At 74.2% G+C, this 13,833-nt stretch carries 12 protein-coding genes; 6 read left to right on the forward strand and 6 right to left on the reverse strand.

The window, feature by feature from the left end:
• Positions 1–11 precede the first annotated feature (11 nt).
• The 3 genes from D1J60_RS14055 to hutU all read right to left on the reverse strand — a co-directional run bounded on the left by D1J60_RS14055 (position 12) and on the right by hutU (position 4,293).
• The gene (locus D1J60_RS14055; RefSeq protein WP_125821328.1) at positions 12–1,352 is read right to left on the reverse strand and encodes a formimidoylglutamate deiminase; all 1,341 of its coding nucleotides are present in this window, start codon (positions 1,350–1,352) and stop codon (positions 12–14) included.
• Positions 1,343–2,533, reverse strand: a complete 1,191-nt coding sequence (locus tag D1J60_RS14060) for an allantoate amidohydrolase (protein ID WP_241253560.1) — start codon at positions 2,531–2,533, stop codon at positions 1,343–1,345. Before D1J60_RS14060 ends, D1J60_RS14055 begins: the two co-directional genes overlap by 10 nt.
• A gap of 95 nt (positions 2,534–2,628) precedes the next feature.
• The gene (gene hutU / locus D1J60_RS14065; RefSeq protein WP_125597948.1) at positions 2,629–4,293 is read right to left on the reverse strand and encodes a urocanate hydratase; all 1,665 of its coding nucleotides are present in this window, start codon (positions 4,291–4,293) and stop codon (positions 2,629–2,631) included.
• A 104-nt stretch (positions 4,294–4,397) separates the two neighbouring features.
• Between hutU and D1J60_RS14070 the strand changes: the two genes are divergently transcribed.
• Positions 4,398–5,741, forward strand: a complete 1,344-nt coding sequence (locus tag D1J60_RS14070) for a diaminopimelate decarboxylase (protein ID WP_125821330.1) — start codon at positions 4,398–4,400, stop codon at positions 5,739–5,741.
• A 159-nt stretch (positions 5,742–5,900) separates the two neighbouring features.
• Here D1J60_RS14070 and D1J60_RS14075 read toward each other — a convergent pair whose 3' ends face one another.
• On the reverse strand, positions 5,901–6,743 hold the full coding sequence (locus D1J60_RS14075) for a MurR/RpiR family transcriptional regulator (RefSeq protein WP_125603246.1): 843 nt from the start codon (positions 6,741–6,743) through the stop codon (positions 5,901–5,903).
• A 148-nt stretch (positions 6,744–6,891) separates the two neighbouring features.
• Between D1J60_RS14075 and D1J60_RS14080 the strand changes: the two genes are divergently transcribed.
• Positions 6,892–7,260 carry a hypothetical protein gene (locus D1J60_RS14080; RefSeq protein ID WP_125821331.1) on the forward strand — a complete coding sequence of 123 codons (369 nt, stop codon included), beginning with the start codon at positions 6,892–6,894 and terminating at the stop codon, positions 7,258–7,260.
• 376 nt (positions 7,261–7,636) lie between these two features.
• Here D1J60_RS14080 and D1J60_RS14085 read toward each other — a convergent pair whose 3' ends face one another.
• The gene (locus D1J60_RS14085; RefSeq protein WP_125603253.1) at positions 7,637–9,019 is read right to left on the reverse strand and encodes a cystathionine beta-synthase; all 1,383 of its coding nucleotides are present in this window, start codon (positions 9,017–9,019) and stop codon (positions 7,637–7,639) included.
• Between the two features lie 113 nt (positions 9,020–9,132).
• Between D1J60_RS14085 and D1J60_RS14090 the strand changes: the two genes are divergently transcribed.
• The 3 genes from D1J60_RS14090 to D1J60_RS14100 all read left to right on the forward strand — a co-directional run bounded on the left by D1J60_RS14090 (position 9,133) and on the right by D1J60_RS14100 (position 13,051).
• Entirely contained in the window at positions 9,133–10,179 is a 1,047-nt protein-coding gene (locus D1J60_RS14090) for an SGNH/GDSL hydrolase family protein (RefSeq protein ID WP_125821332.1), read from the forward strand.
• A 533-nt stretch (positions 10,180–10,712) separates the two neighbouring features.
• Entirely contained in the window at positions 10,713–11,933 is a 1,221-nt protein-coding gene (locus D1J60_RS14095; RefSeq protein ID WP_125603249.1) for an acetyl-CoA C-acetyltransferase, read from the forward strand.
• Between the two features lie 314 nt (positions 11,934–12,247).
• Entirely contained in the window at positions 12,248–13,051 is an 804-nt protein-coding gene (locus D1J60_RS14100) for a hypothetical protein (protein ID WP_206436641.1), read from the forward strand.
• On the opposite strand, the gene D1J60_RS14105 is transcribed toward D1J60_RS14100, so the two are convergent.
• The gene (locus tag D1J60_RS14105; protein ID WP_125821334.1) at positions 13,035–13,391 is read right to left on the reverse strand and encodes a hypothetical protein; all 357 of its coding nucleotides are present in this window, start codon (positions 13,389–13,391) and stop codon (positions 13,035–13,037) included. The genes D1J60_RS14100 and D1J60_RS14105 overlap by 17 nt on opposite strands.
• Before the next feature lie 102 nt (positions 13,392–13,493).
• Between D1J60_RS14105 and D1J60_RS14110 the strand changes: the two genes are divergently transcribed.
• Positions 13,494–13,724, forward strand: coding sequence for a DUF4287 domain-containing protein (locus tag D1J60_RS14110; protein ID WP_007264509.1), 231 nt, complete (start codon positions 13,494–13,496; stop codon positions 13,722–13,724).
• Positions 13,725–13,833: the final 109 nt, after the last annotated feature.

A 13,833-nucleotide genomic window follows, 5' to 3' on the forward strand; every position in this document is an offset into this window, starting at 1 on the left:
GGGGTCCGGCGTCAGTCGCGGACGGCGGCGATGGCGGCGGCCAGGGCCCCGGCCACGTCCCCGACCAGGGTGTGGTGACCGTCGCGGACCACGTGGCGGCCGGCGACCACCGTGTGGCGGACGTCGGCGGCCGAGGCCGCGAAGACGGCCGTCTCCGCGCCGAGCCGCGGCGGCGGGCCGGCGGTGCGTACGGAGTCCAGCGCGACGGTGGTGAAGTCGGCCAGGGCGCCCGTCTCCAGGCGGCCCGCGTCCGGGAGCCCGAGCGCGGCGTGGCCGTCCTCGGTGGCGGCGCGGAGCAGGGCGTTCGCCGTCCAGTGGCCCCGGGTGCGGCTGGCGAGGCGCTCGTTGAGCTCCATCGCGCGGGCCTCCTCCAGCAGGTCGATCACGGCGTGGCTGTCGCTGCCCAGCGACAGCGGGCTGCCCGCCCGCTGGAGCAGGCCGGCCGGGCCGATGCCGTCGGCGAGGTCGCGTTCGGTGGTGGGGCACATGCAGGTGCCGGTCGTGGTCCCGCCGAGGAGGGCGATGTCCGCGTCCGTCAGGTGCGTGTTGTGCACGCCGGTGGTGCGCGGGCCGAGGACGCCGTGGTCGGCGAGCAGCTGCGTGGGCGTGCGCCCGTGGGCGGCCTGGCAGGCGTCGTTCTCCGCGGTCTGCTCGGACAGGTGGACGTGCAGCGGGGCCCGCCGGTCCTGCGCCCAGCCGGCGACCGTGGCGAGCTGTCCGGCCGGGACGGCCCGTACGGAGTGGACCGCCGCGCCGATCAGCGCGTGTTCGCGGGGCTTGAGGGCGGAGACCCGTTCGGCCCAGGCGTCGGCGGTGCCGTCGGAGAACCGCTTCTGGTGCTCGTTCGGGGCCTCGCCGAAGCCGGAGGAGAGGTACGCGGTGTCGAGGAGGGTGATGCGGATGCCCGCCGCGGCGGCGGCCTCGATGAGGGCCTCGCCCATGGCGTTGGGGTCGGCGTACGGGGTGCCGCCCGGCGCGTGGTGGACGTAGTGGAACTCGCCGACGTTGGTGATGCCGGCCAGGGCCATCTCCGCGTACACGGCGCGGGCCAGGTCGTGGTAGCTCTCGGGGGTGAGGTTCTGGGCGACCTTGTACATGACGTCGCGCCAGGTCCAGAAGGTGCCCGAGCCGACCTGCACGGCGGAGCGCAGTGCCCGGTGGAAGGCGTGGCTGTGGGCGTTGGCGAGGCCCGGGAGGGTCAGGCCGCGCAGGACCTCCGCGCCGGGGGGCGGGGTGTCGGTCCCGGTGCGCAGGGCGGCGATGCGCCCGTCGGCGGAGACCTCCAGGGTGACGCCCGGCTCGACGGCTGCGCCGAGCCAGGCGTGCTCCAGCCAGTACGTCTTCAGCGGCATGCCAGGCCTTCCAGTACGTCGGCGAGTGCGAGGACTCCGGCGACGCAGTCGTCCTCGGCCGCGAACTCCCGCGGCGAGTGGGAGACGCCGGTGGGGTTGCGTACGAACAGCATCGCGGTCGGGACGGACGCGGAGAGGATCCCGGCGTCGTGTCCCGCGCCCGTGCCGAGGACGGGGACGGATCCGCCGAGGATCCGGTTGAGCTCGTCGCGCAGGGCGTGCTCGAACTCGACGACGGGGGTGAAGGACTCCCGTACGACGTTCAGGTCGATGCCGTCGCGGTCGGCGTGCTCGCGGGCGGCCTTCTCGACGGCCGTGACGACCGTGTCGAGGGTGGCCTGGTCGGCGGCGCGGGAGTCGAGCCAGCCCCGGACGAGCGAGGGGATGGCGTTGACGCCGTTCGGCTCGACGGAGATCTTGCCGAAGGTGGCGACGGCGCCGGCGAGGGCCGCCTCCCGGCGGGCGGCCAGGACGGTCTCCGCGTAGGTGAGCATCGGGTCGCGGCGGTCCACGAGGCGGGTGGTGCCCGCGTGGTTGGCCTCGCCGTGGAAGTCGAACCGCCAGCGGCCGTGCGGCCAGATCGCGGAGGCGATGCCGACGCGGTCGCCGGACAGGTCGAGGGCGCGGCCCTGTTCGACGTGGAGTTCGACGAAGGCGCCGATGCGGGAGAGGCGTTCGGGGTCGGCGCCGATGGAGCCGGGGTCGTACCCGGCGGCCTCCATGGCCTGCGGCAGGCTGACGCCGTCGGCGTCGCGCAGTTCGTACGCCTTCTCCTTGGTCAGCTGTCCGGCGGCGAGCCGGGAGCCGACGCAGGCCAGCCCGAAGCGGGCGCCCTCCTCGTCACCGAAGTTGGTGATGGCCAGGGGCCGGGTGAGGGCGGTGCCGCGGGCGCGGAGCTCGTCGAGGGCGGCGAAGGAGGAGACCACGCCGAGGGGGCCGTCGAAGGCCCCGCCGTCGGGGACGGAGTCCAGGTGGGAGCCGGTGACCACGGCGTCGCCCGCGAGGGGGTCGCCGAGCCAGGCCCACTGGTTGCCGTTGCGGTCCACCTCGTACGCGAGCCCGCGCGCCTCGGCCTGCCCCCGGAACCAGGCCCGGCAGTCGGTGTCGGCGCCGGTCCAGGCGTACCTGCGGTACCCGCCGCTGCCGCTGTCGCGGCCGATGGGCCGCAGCTCGTCCCACATGGCGTGGAAGGAGCCCCCGGCCCCGGCGGCCGGGCCCCCCGGGGCGGAGCCCCGGGGGGCGGGGGCGGAGCCCCCGGTTCGAGCGGAGCCCTCGGTCACGCGGAGTCACCCTCGCGCATCGGGACGCGGACGCCGCGCTCGTCGGCGACGTCCTCGGCGATGTCGTAGCCGGCGTCGACGTGGCGGATGACGCCCATGCCGGGGTCGTTGGTGAGGACGCGGCGGATCTTCTCGCCGGCCAGCGGGGTGCCGTCGGCGACGGTGACCTGGCCGGCGTGGATGGAGCGGCCCATGCCGACGCCGCCGCCGTGGTGGATGGAGACCCAGGAGGCGCCGGAGGCCACGTTGACCATGGCGTTCAGCAGCGGCCAGTCGGCGATGGCGTCGGAGCCGTCGAGCATGGCCTCGGTCTCGCGGTACGGGGAGGCGACGGAGCCGCAGTCGAGGTGGTCGCGGCCGATGGCCAGCGGGGCGGCCAGCTCGCCGCTCGCGACCATGTCGTTGAAGCGCTCGCCGGCCCGGTCGCGCTCGCCGTAGCCGAGCCAGCAGATGCGCGCCGGCAGGCCCTGGAAGTGGACGCGCTCGCCGGCCATCTTGAGCCAGCGGTGCAGGGACTCGTTCTCCGGGAAGAGCTCCAGCATCGCCTTGTCGGTCTTGGCGATGTCCGAGGCCTCGCCGGACAGGGCGGCCCAGCGGAAGGGGCCCTTGCCCTCGCAGAAGAGGGGGCGGATGTAGGCGGGGACGAAACCAGGGAAGGCGAAGGCGCGGTCGTAGCCGGCCAGCTGGGCCTCGCCGCGGATGGAGTTGCCGTAGTCGAAGACCTCGGCGCCGGCGTCCATGAAGCCGACCATGGCCTCGACGTGCCGGGCCATGGACTCGCGGGCGCGGGTGGTGAAGCCGGCCGGGTCCTTGGCGGCGGCGTCGGCCATGTCCTCGAAGTCGACGCCGACCGGCAGGTAGGACAGCGGGTCGTGGGCGCTCGTCTGGTCGGTGACGATGTCGATCGGCGCGCCCTCGGCCAGCATCTGCGGGAGCAGCTCGGCGGCGTTGCCGAGGAGGCCGATGGACAGCGGGCGGCGGGCGTCGCGGGCCTCGGTGGCCAGCTGGAGGGCGTGGGCGAGGCTGTCGGCCTTCACGTCCAGGTAGCGGTGCTCGATGCGGCGCTCGATGGCGCGCGGGTCGACGTCGATGCAGATCGCGACGCCGTCGTTCATCGTCACGGCCAGCGGCTGGGCGCCGCCCATGCCGCCGAGGCCGGCGGTGAGGGTGATGGTGCCGGCGAGGGTGCCGCCGAACTTCTTGGCGGCGACGGCCGCGAAGGTCTCGTACGTGCCCTGGAGGATGCCCTGGGTGCCGATGTAGATCCAGGAGCCGGCGGTCATCTGGCCGTACATGGTCAGGCCGAGGTGCTCCAGGCGGCGGAACTCCTCCCAGTTGGCCCAGTCGCCGACCAGGTTGGAGTTGGCGAGCAGGACGCGCGGCGCCCATTCGTGGGTCTGCATCACGCCGACCGGGCGGCCGGACTGGACCAGCATGGTCTCGTCCTGCTTGAGGGTGCGCAGGGTGCGGACCATGGCGTCGAAGGAGCGCCAGTCGCGGGCGGCCTTGCCGGTGCCGCCGTAGACGACGAGCTTGTCGGGGTGTTCCGCGACCTCGGGGTCGAGGTTGTTCTGCAGCATCCGGAGGGCGGCCTCCTGCTGCCATCCCAGGGTGCTGAGCTCGGTGCCTCGCGCGGCCCGTACGGGGCGGGGTCCTGACATGGCTGGTGCCTCCTCCGATGTTGGTCAATCCATTCACATCCTCGCCGCATGAATAGTTCCAGTCAACAGCTGCGGGCGGGTCGGCCTGATGATGGGATGGCGCCATGGCCGCAGACACGCACGCGCAGGGCGCCGCGCAGCGCCGCGACCGGGCCGTACGGGCCGCCGTGGAGCAGGGGCTGCTGGACCGCGAGCCGGTGGTCTGCCTGCTCGACGTGGCCGGTATCCGCGCCTCCGCCGCCGCCCTGACGGAGGCCTTCGCGGCCGCGGTGGCTCCCGGGACGCCCGTCCTGCACACCTTCGCCGTGAAGGCCGCCCCGCTGGTGCCCGTGCTGCGGCTGCTCGACGGCTGCGGGCTGGGCTGCGAGGCGGCCAGCCCCGGCGAGCTGGCGCTGGTGCGGGCGGCCGGGGTCCCGGCGGAGCGGACGGTGCTGGACTCCCCCGCGAAGACGGCGGCCGAGCTGCGCGGGGCGCTGGCCCTGGGGATCGCCGTCAACGCCGACAACCACCAGGAGCTGGAACGCCTCGACGCCCTGGTGGCGGCGGCCCCCACCCGCTCCCCCGTCGGGCTGCGGATCAACCCGCAGACCGGCGCCGGGTCCATCGGCGCCCTGTCCACGGCCACCGCCACCTCCAAGTTCGGCTTCGCGCTGCGCGATCCGGGGGCGCGCGAGCGGCTCGTACGGGCCTACGCGGAGCGGCCGTGGCTGACCCGCCTGCACATCCACTCGGGCTCGCAGGGCGTACCGCTGGAGCTGATCGCCGAGGGGGTGCGGGAGCTGCACGGGCTGGCCGGGGAGATCAACGCGGCGGCCGGGGAGCGCCGCGTCGACACCCTCGACATCGGCGGCGGGCTGCCGGTGGACTTCACCTCGGACGCGCACGCGCCCTCGTACGCGGAGTACGTGGCAGCCCTGCGCGCCGCCGTCCCGGCGCTCTTCGACGGCTCGTACGGGCTGGTCACCGAGTTCGGGCGGTCGCTGCTGGCCAAGCACGGGCTGGTGCTGGCGCGGGTCGAGTACACGAAGACCACCGGCGGCCGCCGCATCGCCCTGACCCACGCGGGCGTCCAGCTGGCCACCCGCACCGTGTACGCCCCGGCCGCCTGGCCGCTGCGGATCCTGGCGTACGACGCCCAGGGCGCCCCCAGGACCGGGCCGCCGCTCACCCAGGACGTCGCGGGCCCGGCCTGCTTCGCGGGGGACCTGCTGGCCGCCGCCCGGGAGCTGCCGGAACTCTTCCCGGGCGACGTGATCGCCGTCCCGGACACGGGCGCGTACGCCTTCACGGCCCACTACGGCTACAACAGCCTCCCCCGCCCGGCGGTCCACGGCTTCACGACCGACGGCCCGGGCGGCGGCCTCCGCTTCACCCTGGCCCGCCGGGCCCAGTCCCCGTCCGAGATCGTCGCGGAGGCGGGCGGAGACCACGCCGACGCCCTGCTGTAGGAACCCGGCCCGACGGCGTCCGGGACGCGGGGGCCCGGGGCGGCGCCCCCGGGGACGGGGGCCGAGGCGGAGCCCCGGGGAACGGGCGAAGGGTGGGTAGGGGACCCCGGGCCCGCGCAGCGGCCCCCGCCCCGCCCAGCCGCCCGGGAGGGCCACGGCCTACTCCACGAACAGCCCCCGCGCAGCGGCCCGCGCGTCGAAGTCCTCCAGCCGCGCCTGCGCGTCCGGAAGGGCGTCCGCCATCGCCTCCAGCAGCACCCGCCCCAGCAGCATCGGCGCGCACGCCGTGTCGAAGGCCAGCCCGGTGCCGACCGGTGCCGGGATCAGCAGGTCCGAGTGCCGGGCGACGGGCGCGAAGGCCGAGTCGGCGACCGTCACCGCCGTCAGCCCCGCCGCCCGCGCGTGCTCCAGGGCCTCCACCACCTCGCGCGGGTGCCGCGGCAGCGCGAAGCACAGCAGCGCCGAGGCCCCGGCCGCGGCGGCCGCGTCGATCCGGTCGGCGAGCATGGAGCCGCCCTCGTCGAGGAGGCGTACGTCCGGGTGCACCTTGGCCGCGAAGTACGCGAACCCGCGCGCCTGCGAGGACGCCGCCCGCAGCCCGAGCACCGGCAGCGGCGCCGAGGCCGCGAGCACCCGGCCCGCCTCCTCGACCGGGGCCGGGTCCGCGAGCATCGCCGAGAGCCGCTGGAGGTTCTCGATCTCGCCCTGCACGGCCTGCTGGTACTCGTTGTACTCGCCCTCGCGCGCCGGCTCGGGACGCCCGGCGGGCGCGACCTCGCGCAGGTGCCGGCGCAGCGCCGGGTACCCGTCGAAACCGAGGGCCACGGCGAACCGGGTCACCGAGGGCTGGCTCACCCCGGCCAGCTCGGCGAGTTCCACGCTCGACAGGAAGGGCACCTCCGCCGCGCCGCGCACCATGCAGTGCGCGATGCGCCGCTGGGTCGGCGTCAGCCGGTGTCCCTCGAACAGCCGTTGCAGCCGTGCGGCCGGGCTGTCGTTCATCGCCGCCCCCTCCGTCCCGTCCCCGGTGAGATATTCAGTCACCCTGCACTCTGCATGTGTCTATGCAGCTGGGCAAGCCGGTGCCCGCGATCCGGATACGGGGGCTACCCCCAGTGCGGGCCGCGGCGGCCCTTCCTACGGTGGCGGCATGACAGAGCTCAAGAAGGAACTCGCCGCGACGCTGGAGGCCCGGCGGGAGCTCGGGCCCGAGTACGAGGCCGCGCTCGTGGACTCCTTCGTGGACAAGGTCGACACCCAGGTCCGGCGCCGCCTCGCCGAGGAGCGGCTGCTCCAGGTGCGCGGCGGGACGGCCGGGCAGGGCCCCGCCGGATCGGTGAGCGCCTTCGGGGAGCGCTTCGGCTTCGCGATCGTCACGCTGGTGCTGGCGGTCCCGCTGTCGGCCATCGGCGTCACCCAGGGCATCGGCGGCCTGGTGGCCACCTGGGCGGGCATCGTGGGCGTCAACCTCGCCCACGCCGGCCGCCTGCGCCGCCCCGGCCGCGACCCGCGCGCCTGAAAGGTGACGGCCGGCCCGCCGACGCGCCCTTCGCGCAAACGGTACGGGGGCGACACGTGACGGCAGCACCCGCTTAACACGGCTGCGCCACAGTGGTGTCCGTCGGCAGGGGAGCCCGGGAGACCGGGAAGGCAGCGCACCCGGCCGGCACCTCGCACGGCGCCCGCGCGCCTCCGGAGCGGCTCCCGGAACGCGCCGGCGCCACGGACGCGGACGGCCCTGACCCGGCCCGTGTCCCGGGCGGGGACCGCCGTCGTCCCGCCCCCCGGTCCGCCGGGGGTGCGGCGGTCCCCGCCTTCTGCGCGACCGCGGGGAGGCGGCGGCCCCGTGGCCCGCCGCCTCCCCGACCGCGTACGCGGGGACCCCCGCCCGGTTCCTACTTGGCCGTCTTGGCCAGGAACGCCAGCAGGTCCTGACGGCTCACCACGCCGGTGGGCTTGCCCTCGACCAGCACGATCGCCGCGTCGGCCTCGCCGAGCACCGCCATCAGCTCGGACACCGGCTCACCGGAGCCGACCTGCGGCAGCGGGGCGCTCATGTGCTTCTCCAGCGGGTCGCCGAGCGAGGCCCGCTGCGCGAACAGCGCCGCGAGGAGCTCCTTCTCCACGACCGAGCCGATGACCTCGGCGGCCATCACGTCGGGGTGGCCCGCACCCGGCTTGACGATCGGCATCTGCGAGACGCCGTACTCGCGCAGCACCTCGATGGCCTGGCCGACGGTCTCCTCGGGGTGCATGTGGACGAGCGACGGGATGCCGCCCTCCTTGTCCGCGAGGACGTCGCCGATGCGCGCGGCGGGACCGGCCTCCTCCAGGAAGCCGTGCCCGGCCATCCACTCGTCCGAGAAGATCTTGCTGAGGTAGCCGCGGCCGCTGTCCGGCAGCAGGACGACGACCACGTCGTCCGGGCCCAGGCCCTCGGCGGCGCGCAGCGCGGCGACGACCGCCATGCCGCAGGAGCCGCCGACCAGCAGGCCCTCCTCCTTCGCCAGGCGGCGGGTCATCTGGAAGGAGTCCTTGTCGGACACCGCGATGATCTCGTCGGTGACGTTCGGGTCGTAGGCCGTCGGCCAGAAGTCCTCGCCGACGCCCTCGACGAGGTACGGACGGCCGCTGCCGCCGGAGTAGACGGAGCCCTCCGGGTCCGCGCCGATGACCTTGACCTTCCCGCCGCTGACCTCCTTGAGGTAGTTGCCGGTGCCGGAGATCGTGCCGCCCGTGCCGACGCCGGCCACGAAGTGCGTGATCTTCCCCTCGGTCTGCTCCCACAGTTCGGGACCGGTGGTCTCGTAGTGCGAACGGGGGTTGTTCGGGTTGCTGTACTGGTCGGGCTTCCAGGCGCCGGGCTCGCGCGCGAGGCGGTCGGACACGTTGTAGTAAGAGTCCGGGTGCTCGGGGTCGACGGCGGTGGGGCAGACCACGACCTCCGCGCCGTACGCGCGCATCACGTTGATCTTGTCCATGGACACCTTGTCAGGGCAGACGAAGATGCACTTGTAGCCCTTCTGCTGGGCCACGATGGCGAGTCCGACGCCGGTGTTGCCGCTGGTGGGCTCCACGATGGTGCCACCGGGCTTGAGGGCACCGCTCTGCTCGGCGGCCTCGATCATCCGGACGGCGATGCGGTCCTTGACCGAACCGCCGGGGTTGAAGTACTCGACCTTGGCCAGCACGGTGGCCTGCAGGCCTTCGGTCACGCGGTTGAGCTTCACCAGCGGGGTGTTGCCGACGAGGCTGATCATCGAGTCGTGGAATTGCACCATGTTCTCCAAGAAGGGGACTCCACGGGTTCTCCGGGAGGTCCGGCCAGAGTATGCGGAAAGGGATTGGCCGACCGGCAGTACGGGGCAGGTAGGTCAACACGACACAGGAGGTGGCTCCAACGGTGTCCAGGGCGAGGACGGCCCGCCGGATCGCGGCGGGGGCAGCGTACGGCGGTGGCGGTCTGGGGCTGGTCGGGGTCGCCGCGTTCGGGCTGGTGCTGGCGGAGGTGCAGTTCGCGAAGCGCACGGTGGGCAACGGGCTGGGTGATCCGCCGCGCGCGGACGGCCTGTACGGGAGCGAGTTCAACGGGCCGGAGATGAGCCCGGGCCCGCTGCGGATGGGCATGCTCGGCGACTCCACGGCGGCCGGGCTGGGCGTCCACCGGGCCCGCCAGACGCCGGCGGCGCTGCTGGCGTCCGGCCTGGCGGCGGTGGCCGAGCGGCCGGTGGAGCTGCGGAACGTGGCCCTGTCGGGGGCCATGTCGGACGACCTGGACCGTCAGGTGAGCCTGCTGCTGGACGGGCGCGGCCCGGCGCCGGACGTGTGCGTGATCATCATCGGCGCGAACGACGTCACCAAGCGGATGCCGCTGACGCAGTCGGTGCGGCTGCTGACCTCAGCGGTACGAAGACTGCGGCTCGCGGGCTCGGAGGTGGTGGTCGGGACCTGCCCCGACCTGGGCACGATCGAGCCGGTGTACCAGCCGCTGCGGTGGATGGCCCGCCGGGTGTCACGGCAGCTGGCGGCGGCGCAGACGATCGGGGTGGTCGCGCTGGGGGCGCGCACGATCTCGATGGGGGACCTGCTGGGCCCGGAGTTCGCGGCGAACCCCCGCGAGATGTTCGGCCCGGACTCGTACCACCCCTCGGCGGAGGGGTACGCGACGGCGGCGATGGCGATACTGCCGACGCTGTGCGCGGCGCTGGGGCTGTGGCCGGGGTCGGACCGGCTGGACGTGTCGCGGGACGAGGACATGCTGCTGGTGGCCAAGGCCGCCTCGGCGGCGGCGGGCGAGCCGGGCACGGAGGTCATCCCGGCCCGCGGGCCGTGGGCCCTCCTGAAACACCGCCGCCGCCGGCGCCTCCCGGAACCCGAGTCCCCCCAGCCGGCCCCCACCGCCGGGGCCCCCGCCGTCCAGGACGACCACCCCGCGTAACCCCTCCGGGGGCCGACCGGCCCTTGAGCGGGGCCCTGCCGCCGGACGAGGGCCGCTGCCGGCGGTGTCCCGCTGCGCGGGGCCGTCCCCTACCCGCCCTTCGCCCGTTCCCCGGGCTGCGCCCGGACCCCTCCTGGGGGCTCCGCCCCCAGACCCCCGCGCCTCAAACGCCGGCGGGGCTATGGATAGCCCCGCCGGCGTTTGAGGCGACGGGCGCGCAGCGCCCGTACGGGGTCAGGGGCGGAGCCCCTGGGAACGGTGGAAGGGCGGGTAGGGGACCCAGCCCCGCGCAACGGCCAACGACCCGCACCCGACCCACCGGCACCCGCCACCCGAACCGACCCCGCCCAGCGGGCCGCCGGACGGAGTCCGGCGCGGCGGCGCGAAGCCGGGGAGGCCGCCTGCGGCCGAGCCGTGCGAGCGGCGCGTGAAAAAGGCGACCGGCGTCACACGCCGAGGGCGGTGACCCCGACCGTACGGGGCGGTAACTTCGCTTGCGGTCCCGCAACGACGCACACCCCCTTGGAGCCCCGATGCCCGAAGCCGTCATCGTTTCCACCGCCCGCTCCCCCATCGGGCGCGCCGGCAAGGGTTCGCTCAAGGACGTGCGCCCGGACGACCTCACCGCCACGATCATCCAGGCCGCCCTCGCGAAGGTCCCCGAGCTGGACCCGCGCCAGATCGACGACCTGATGCTCGGCTGCGGCCTCCCCGGCGGCGAGCAGGGCCACAACCTCGCCCGTATCGTCGCCGTGCAGATGGGCATGGACTACCTGCCCGGCACCACGATCACGCGCTACTGTTCCTCCTCCCTCCAGACCTCCCGCATGGCGCTGCACGCCATCAAGGCGGGCGAGGGCGACGTCTTCATCTCCGCCGGCGTCGAGACGGTCTCCCGGTTCGCGAAGGGCTCCTCCGACGGCCTGCCGGATACCCACAACCCGCTCTTCGCCGACGCCGAGGCCCGTACCGCCGCCGTCGCGCAGAGCGAGGGCAGCAGCTGGCACGACCCGCGCGAGGACGGCCTGATCCCCGACGCGTACATCTCCATGGGGCAGACCGCCGAGAACCTGGCCCGTCTCAAGGGCGTGACCCGCCGGGACATGGACGAGTTCGGCGTGCGGTCGCAGAACCTCGCCGAGGAAGCCATCAAGAACGGCTTCTGGGCCCGCGAGATCACCCCCGTCACGACCCCGGACGGCACCGTCGTCAGCAAGGACGACGGCCCGCGCGCCGGCGTCACGCTGGAGGGCGTGGAGGGCCTCAAGCCCGTCTTCCGCCCCGACGGCCTGGTCACGGCCGGCAACTGCTGCCCGCTCAACGACGGCGCCGCCGCGCTCGTCATCATGAGCGACACGAAGGCGCGGGAGCTGGGCCTGACCCCGCTGGCCCGGATCGTCTCCACCGGCGTCACCGCCCTGTCCCCCGAGATCATGGGCCTGGGCCCGGTCGAGGCGTCCAAGCAGGCCCTGAAGCGGGCCGGGCTGACCGTCGGCGACATCGACCTCTTCGAGATCAACGAGGCCTTCGCGGCCCAGGTCATCCCGTCCTACCGCGACCTGGAGATCCCGCTCGACAAGCTGAACGTCAACGGCGGGGCCATCGCCGTCGGTCACCCGTTCGGGATGACCGGTGCCCGCATCACCGGCACCCTGATCAACAGCCTCCAGTTCCACGACAAGCAGTTCGGCCTGGAGACGATGTGCGTCGGCGGCGGCCAGGGCATGGCCATGGTGATCGAGCGACTGTCGTAGTCCCCGGCGGCCCCGGCGGTCACCGGATCGAGCGGGGCCCCCAGGCCCCGCAAGGGATCCTCCAGGTCAGTGCGCTCTACTGACGGCAGATCCAACCCCGTCGCGGCCGAGCTGTGACCGAATCTCCCCCAGGATGTGACCTTTGTCCTGGGGGATCGGCATTTGCCCAGGTCAGGAGCCATCCCCCTTGGTCCGCAAGGACGAAAGACCTGTCCATTTCATGACGTAATGCACTGCACGCCATTCACAGCACAGGACAAGCTGATGTAGGAAGTCGGGGGATCGAATCAACCAGGAGTTAGTCAGTGAGCGCCATGTCTCTTGCCCTGCTGCTGACCACGGCCGCTGCCACGGCCGTGGGCGCTGCTGCGCTGCACGCCGTCCACGGACTGCGCAAGCAGGTCACCGCCCTGCGCGGTGAGCTTGCGGTGCCGGCCCACCCGCGCGCCGCGACCGTCCCGCACGCCCGCGCCGCGGTGCAGTCCCCCGCCGCCGAGATACGAGCCGCCGTCGCCGAGGCCCTGGCCGAGGAGCGCGAGCGCGAGCTGGCCGAGGCGCGGGCCTTCTGGGCCGCGCAGGAGGCACGTGACGCGGCCGACGCCCCCTCGCTGCTGGGCGGCCTGCCCGGCCTCGGCGAGGACGGCCCGGTCTTCCTGCCCCGGCAGGCGGACATGGTCGGCCTCGAGCCCGTCCTGGGCGACGACCTCGCCGACGAGTACCCCGAGGATTCCGCCGAGCTGGCCGCGGCCCGCCGCCGCCACCCCTCGCACCCCGACTTCGTCCCGGTCCAGCCGAACCCCGGCGCCGACCACGAGCGCACCGTCAGCCGCCTGGAGGAGCTCGCGGAGGCCCGTACGGCCCTCGCGGACGTCCGCCCGGGCCCCCTGGGCACCCTGGACGTGTACGTGTTCACCGACGGCACCACGCTCTGCATGACCCCGGGCCACCGGGAGACCGCGGAGCGCCTCGCCGAGGCCCTGCGCTCGGGCACCGCACCGGTCCTGCTGGGCGGCTCCGGCATCTCCGGCGCCTACGCGCTGACCTTCTCCTGCGGTGACGGCGAGGACCCCGACAGCAACGTCTACATCCTCGCGGACCGGGTCATCGCATCGCTCTGACTTCCGCCCGCTCCACCAGCGCCACGGCCTCGTCCAGCATCTCGGACGGGGCCTTCGCGCCGTCCGGGCCCGCCGCGGGGTCGGCCGCGCGCAGCGCCTCGGCGAGGTCGAGGCCGGCCACCGCCACCTGGTCCCCCACGGTGAAGGGGCCCGCGTCGGGCATCACGCGCGCCGGAGCCGCCCCCTCGGGGTCCTCCAGCCGCTGGGCGCGCCGCGCGAGCTCACGGGCCAGCTCCAGGCCCTCCGCGGCCGCACCCCGCTGGAGCCGGCTCTGCGGGGCGGCGCGCAGCCGGTCGGCGAAGCGTTCCACGGCGGCGTTCAGGGCTGAGGTATCGAGCACCCGGGCGACCTTACGCGCCGTACCGGCACCATTGCCAACAGGCGAACTCTGCGGCACGGTGACGTGAAGAGAACAGCACGGCGACACCCCCCGGAGGCGCCCATGTCCGTAGAGTTCTCCGAGAAGACCCACCGCAACATGATCGAAAGAATCCCCCAGACCACCGGTCGTGAGATCTCCGACTGGCTCCGCACCGTGGACGAAGGCCCCTCCCTCGTCCGGTTCGAGGAGAAGGTCAGCTGGCTGCTCGGCGCGCACGAGCTGTCGTACGGCCAGGCCAAGGCGATCATCCACGAGTACGGCCTGCGCAGAGCCGCCCGCAGGTTCGGCTGACCGCACCGGCGAGCACCGTCCACCCCCTCACGGGCCCACCGGAGCCGATGGAACCCCGGACGCGGGAAGGCCCCGCGAGCGGACCGCTCGCGGGGCCTTCCCCTTTCGC

The sequence above is a fragment of the Streptomyces sp. W1SF4 genome (assembly GCF_003950035.1).
In the GTDB taxonomy this organism is placed as follows: Bacteria; Actinomycetota; Actinomycetes; order Streptomycetales; family Streptomycetaceae; genus Streptomyces; species Streptomyces racemochromogenes.

What these genes read in the sequence shown, in the direction of transcription:
- D1J60_RS14060 (WP_241253560.1), bottom strand. Translation starts at nt 2,533, where the DNA reads ATGTGGGACGAGCTGCGGCCCATCGGCCGCGACAGCGGCAGCGGCGGG.
- D1J60_RS14080 (WP_125821331.1), top strand. Translation starts at nt 6,892, where the DNA reads ATGACAGAGCTCAAGAAGGAACTCGCCGCGACGCTGGAGGCCCGGCGG.
- D1J60_RS14095 (WP_125603249.1), top strand. Translation starts at nt 10,713, where the DNA reads ATGCCCGAAGCCGTCATCGTTTCCACCGCCCGCTCCCCCATCGGGCGC.
- hutU (WP_125597948.1), bottom strand. Translation starts at nt 4,293, where the DNA reads ATGTCAGGACCCCGCCCCGTACGGGCCGCGCGAGGCACCGAGCTCAGC.
- D1J60_RS14110 (WP_007264509.1), top strand. Translation starts at nt 13,494, where the DNA reads ATGTCCGTAGAGTTCTCCGAGAAGACCCACCGCAACATGATCGAAAGA.
- D1J60_RS14075 (WP_125603246.1), bottom strand. Translation starts at nt 6,743, where the DNA reads ATGAACGACAGCCCGGCCGCACGGCTGCAACGGCTGTTCGAGGGACAC.
- D1J60_RS14070 (WP_125821330.1), top strand. Translation starts at nt 4,398, where the DNA reads ATGGCCGCAGACACGCACGCGCAGGGCGCCGCGCAGCGCCGCGACCGG.
- D1J60_RS14055 (WP_125821328.1), bottom strand. Translation starts at nt 1,352, where the DNA reads ATGCCGCTGAAGACGTACTGGCTGGAGCACGCCTGGCTCGGCGCAGCC.
- D1J60_RS14100 (WP_206436641.1), top strand. Translation starts at nt 12,248, where the DNA reads ATGTCTCTTGCCCTGCTGCTGACCACGGCCGCTGCCACGGCCGTGGGC.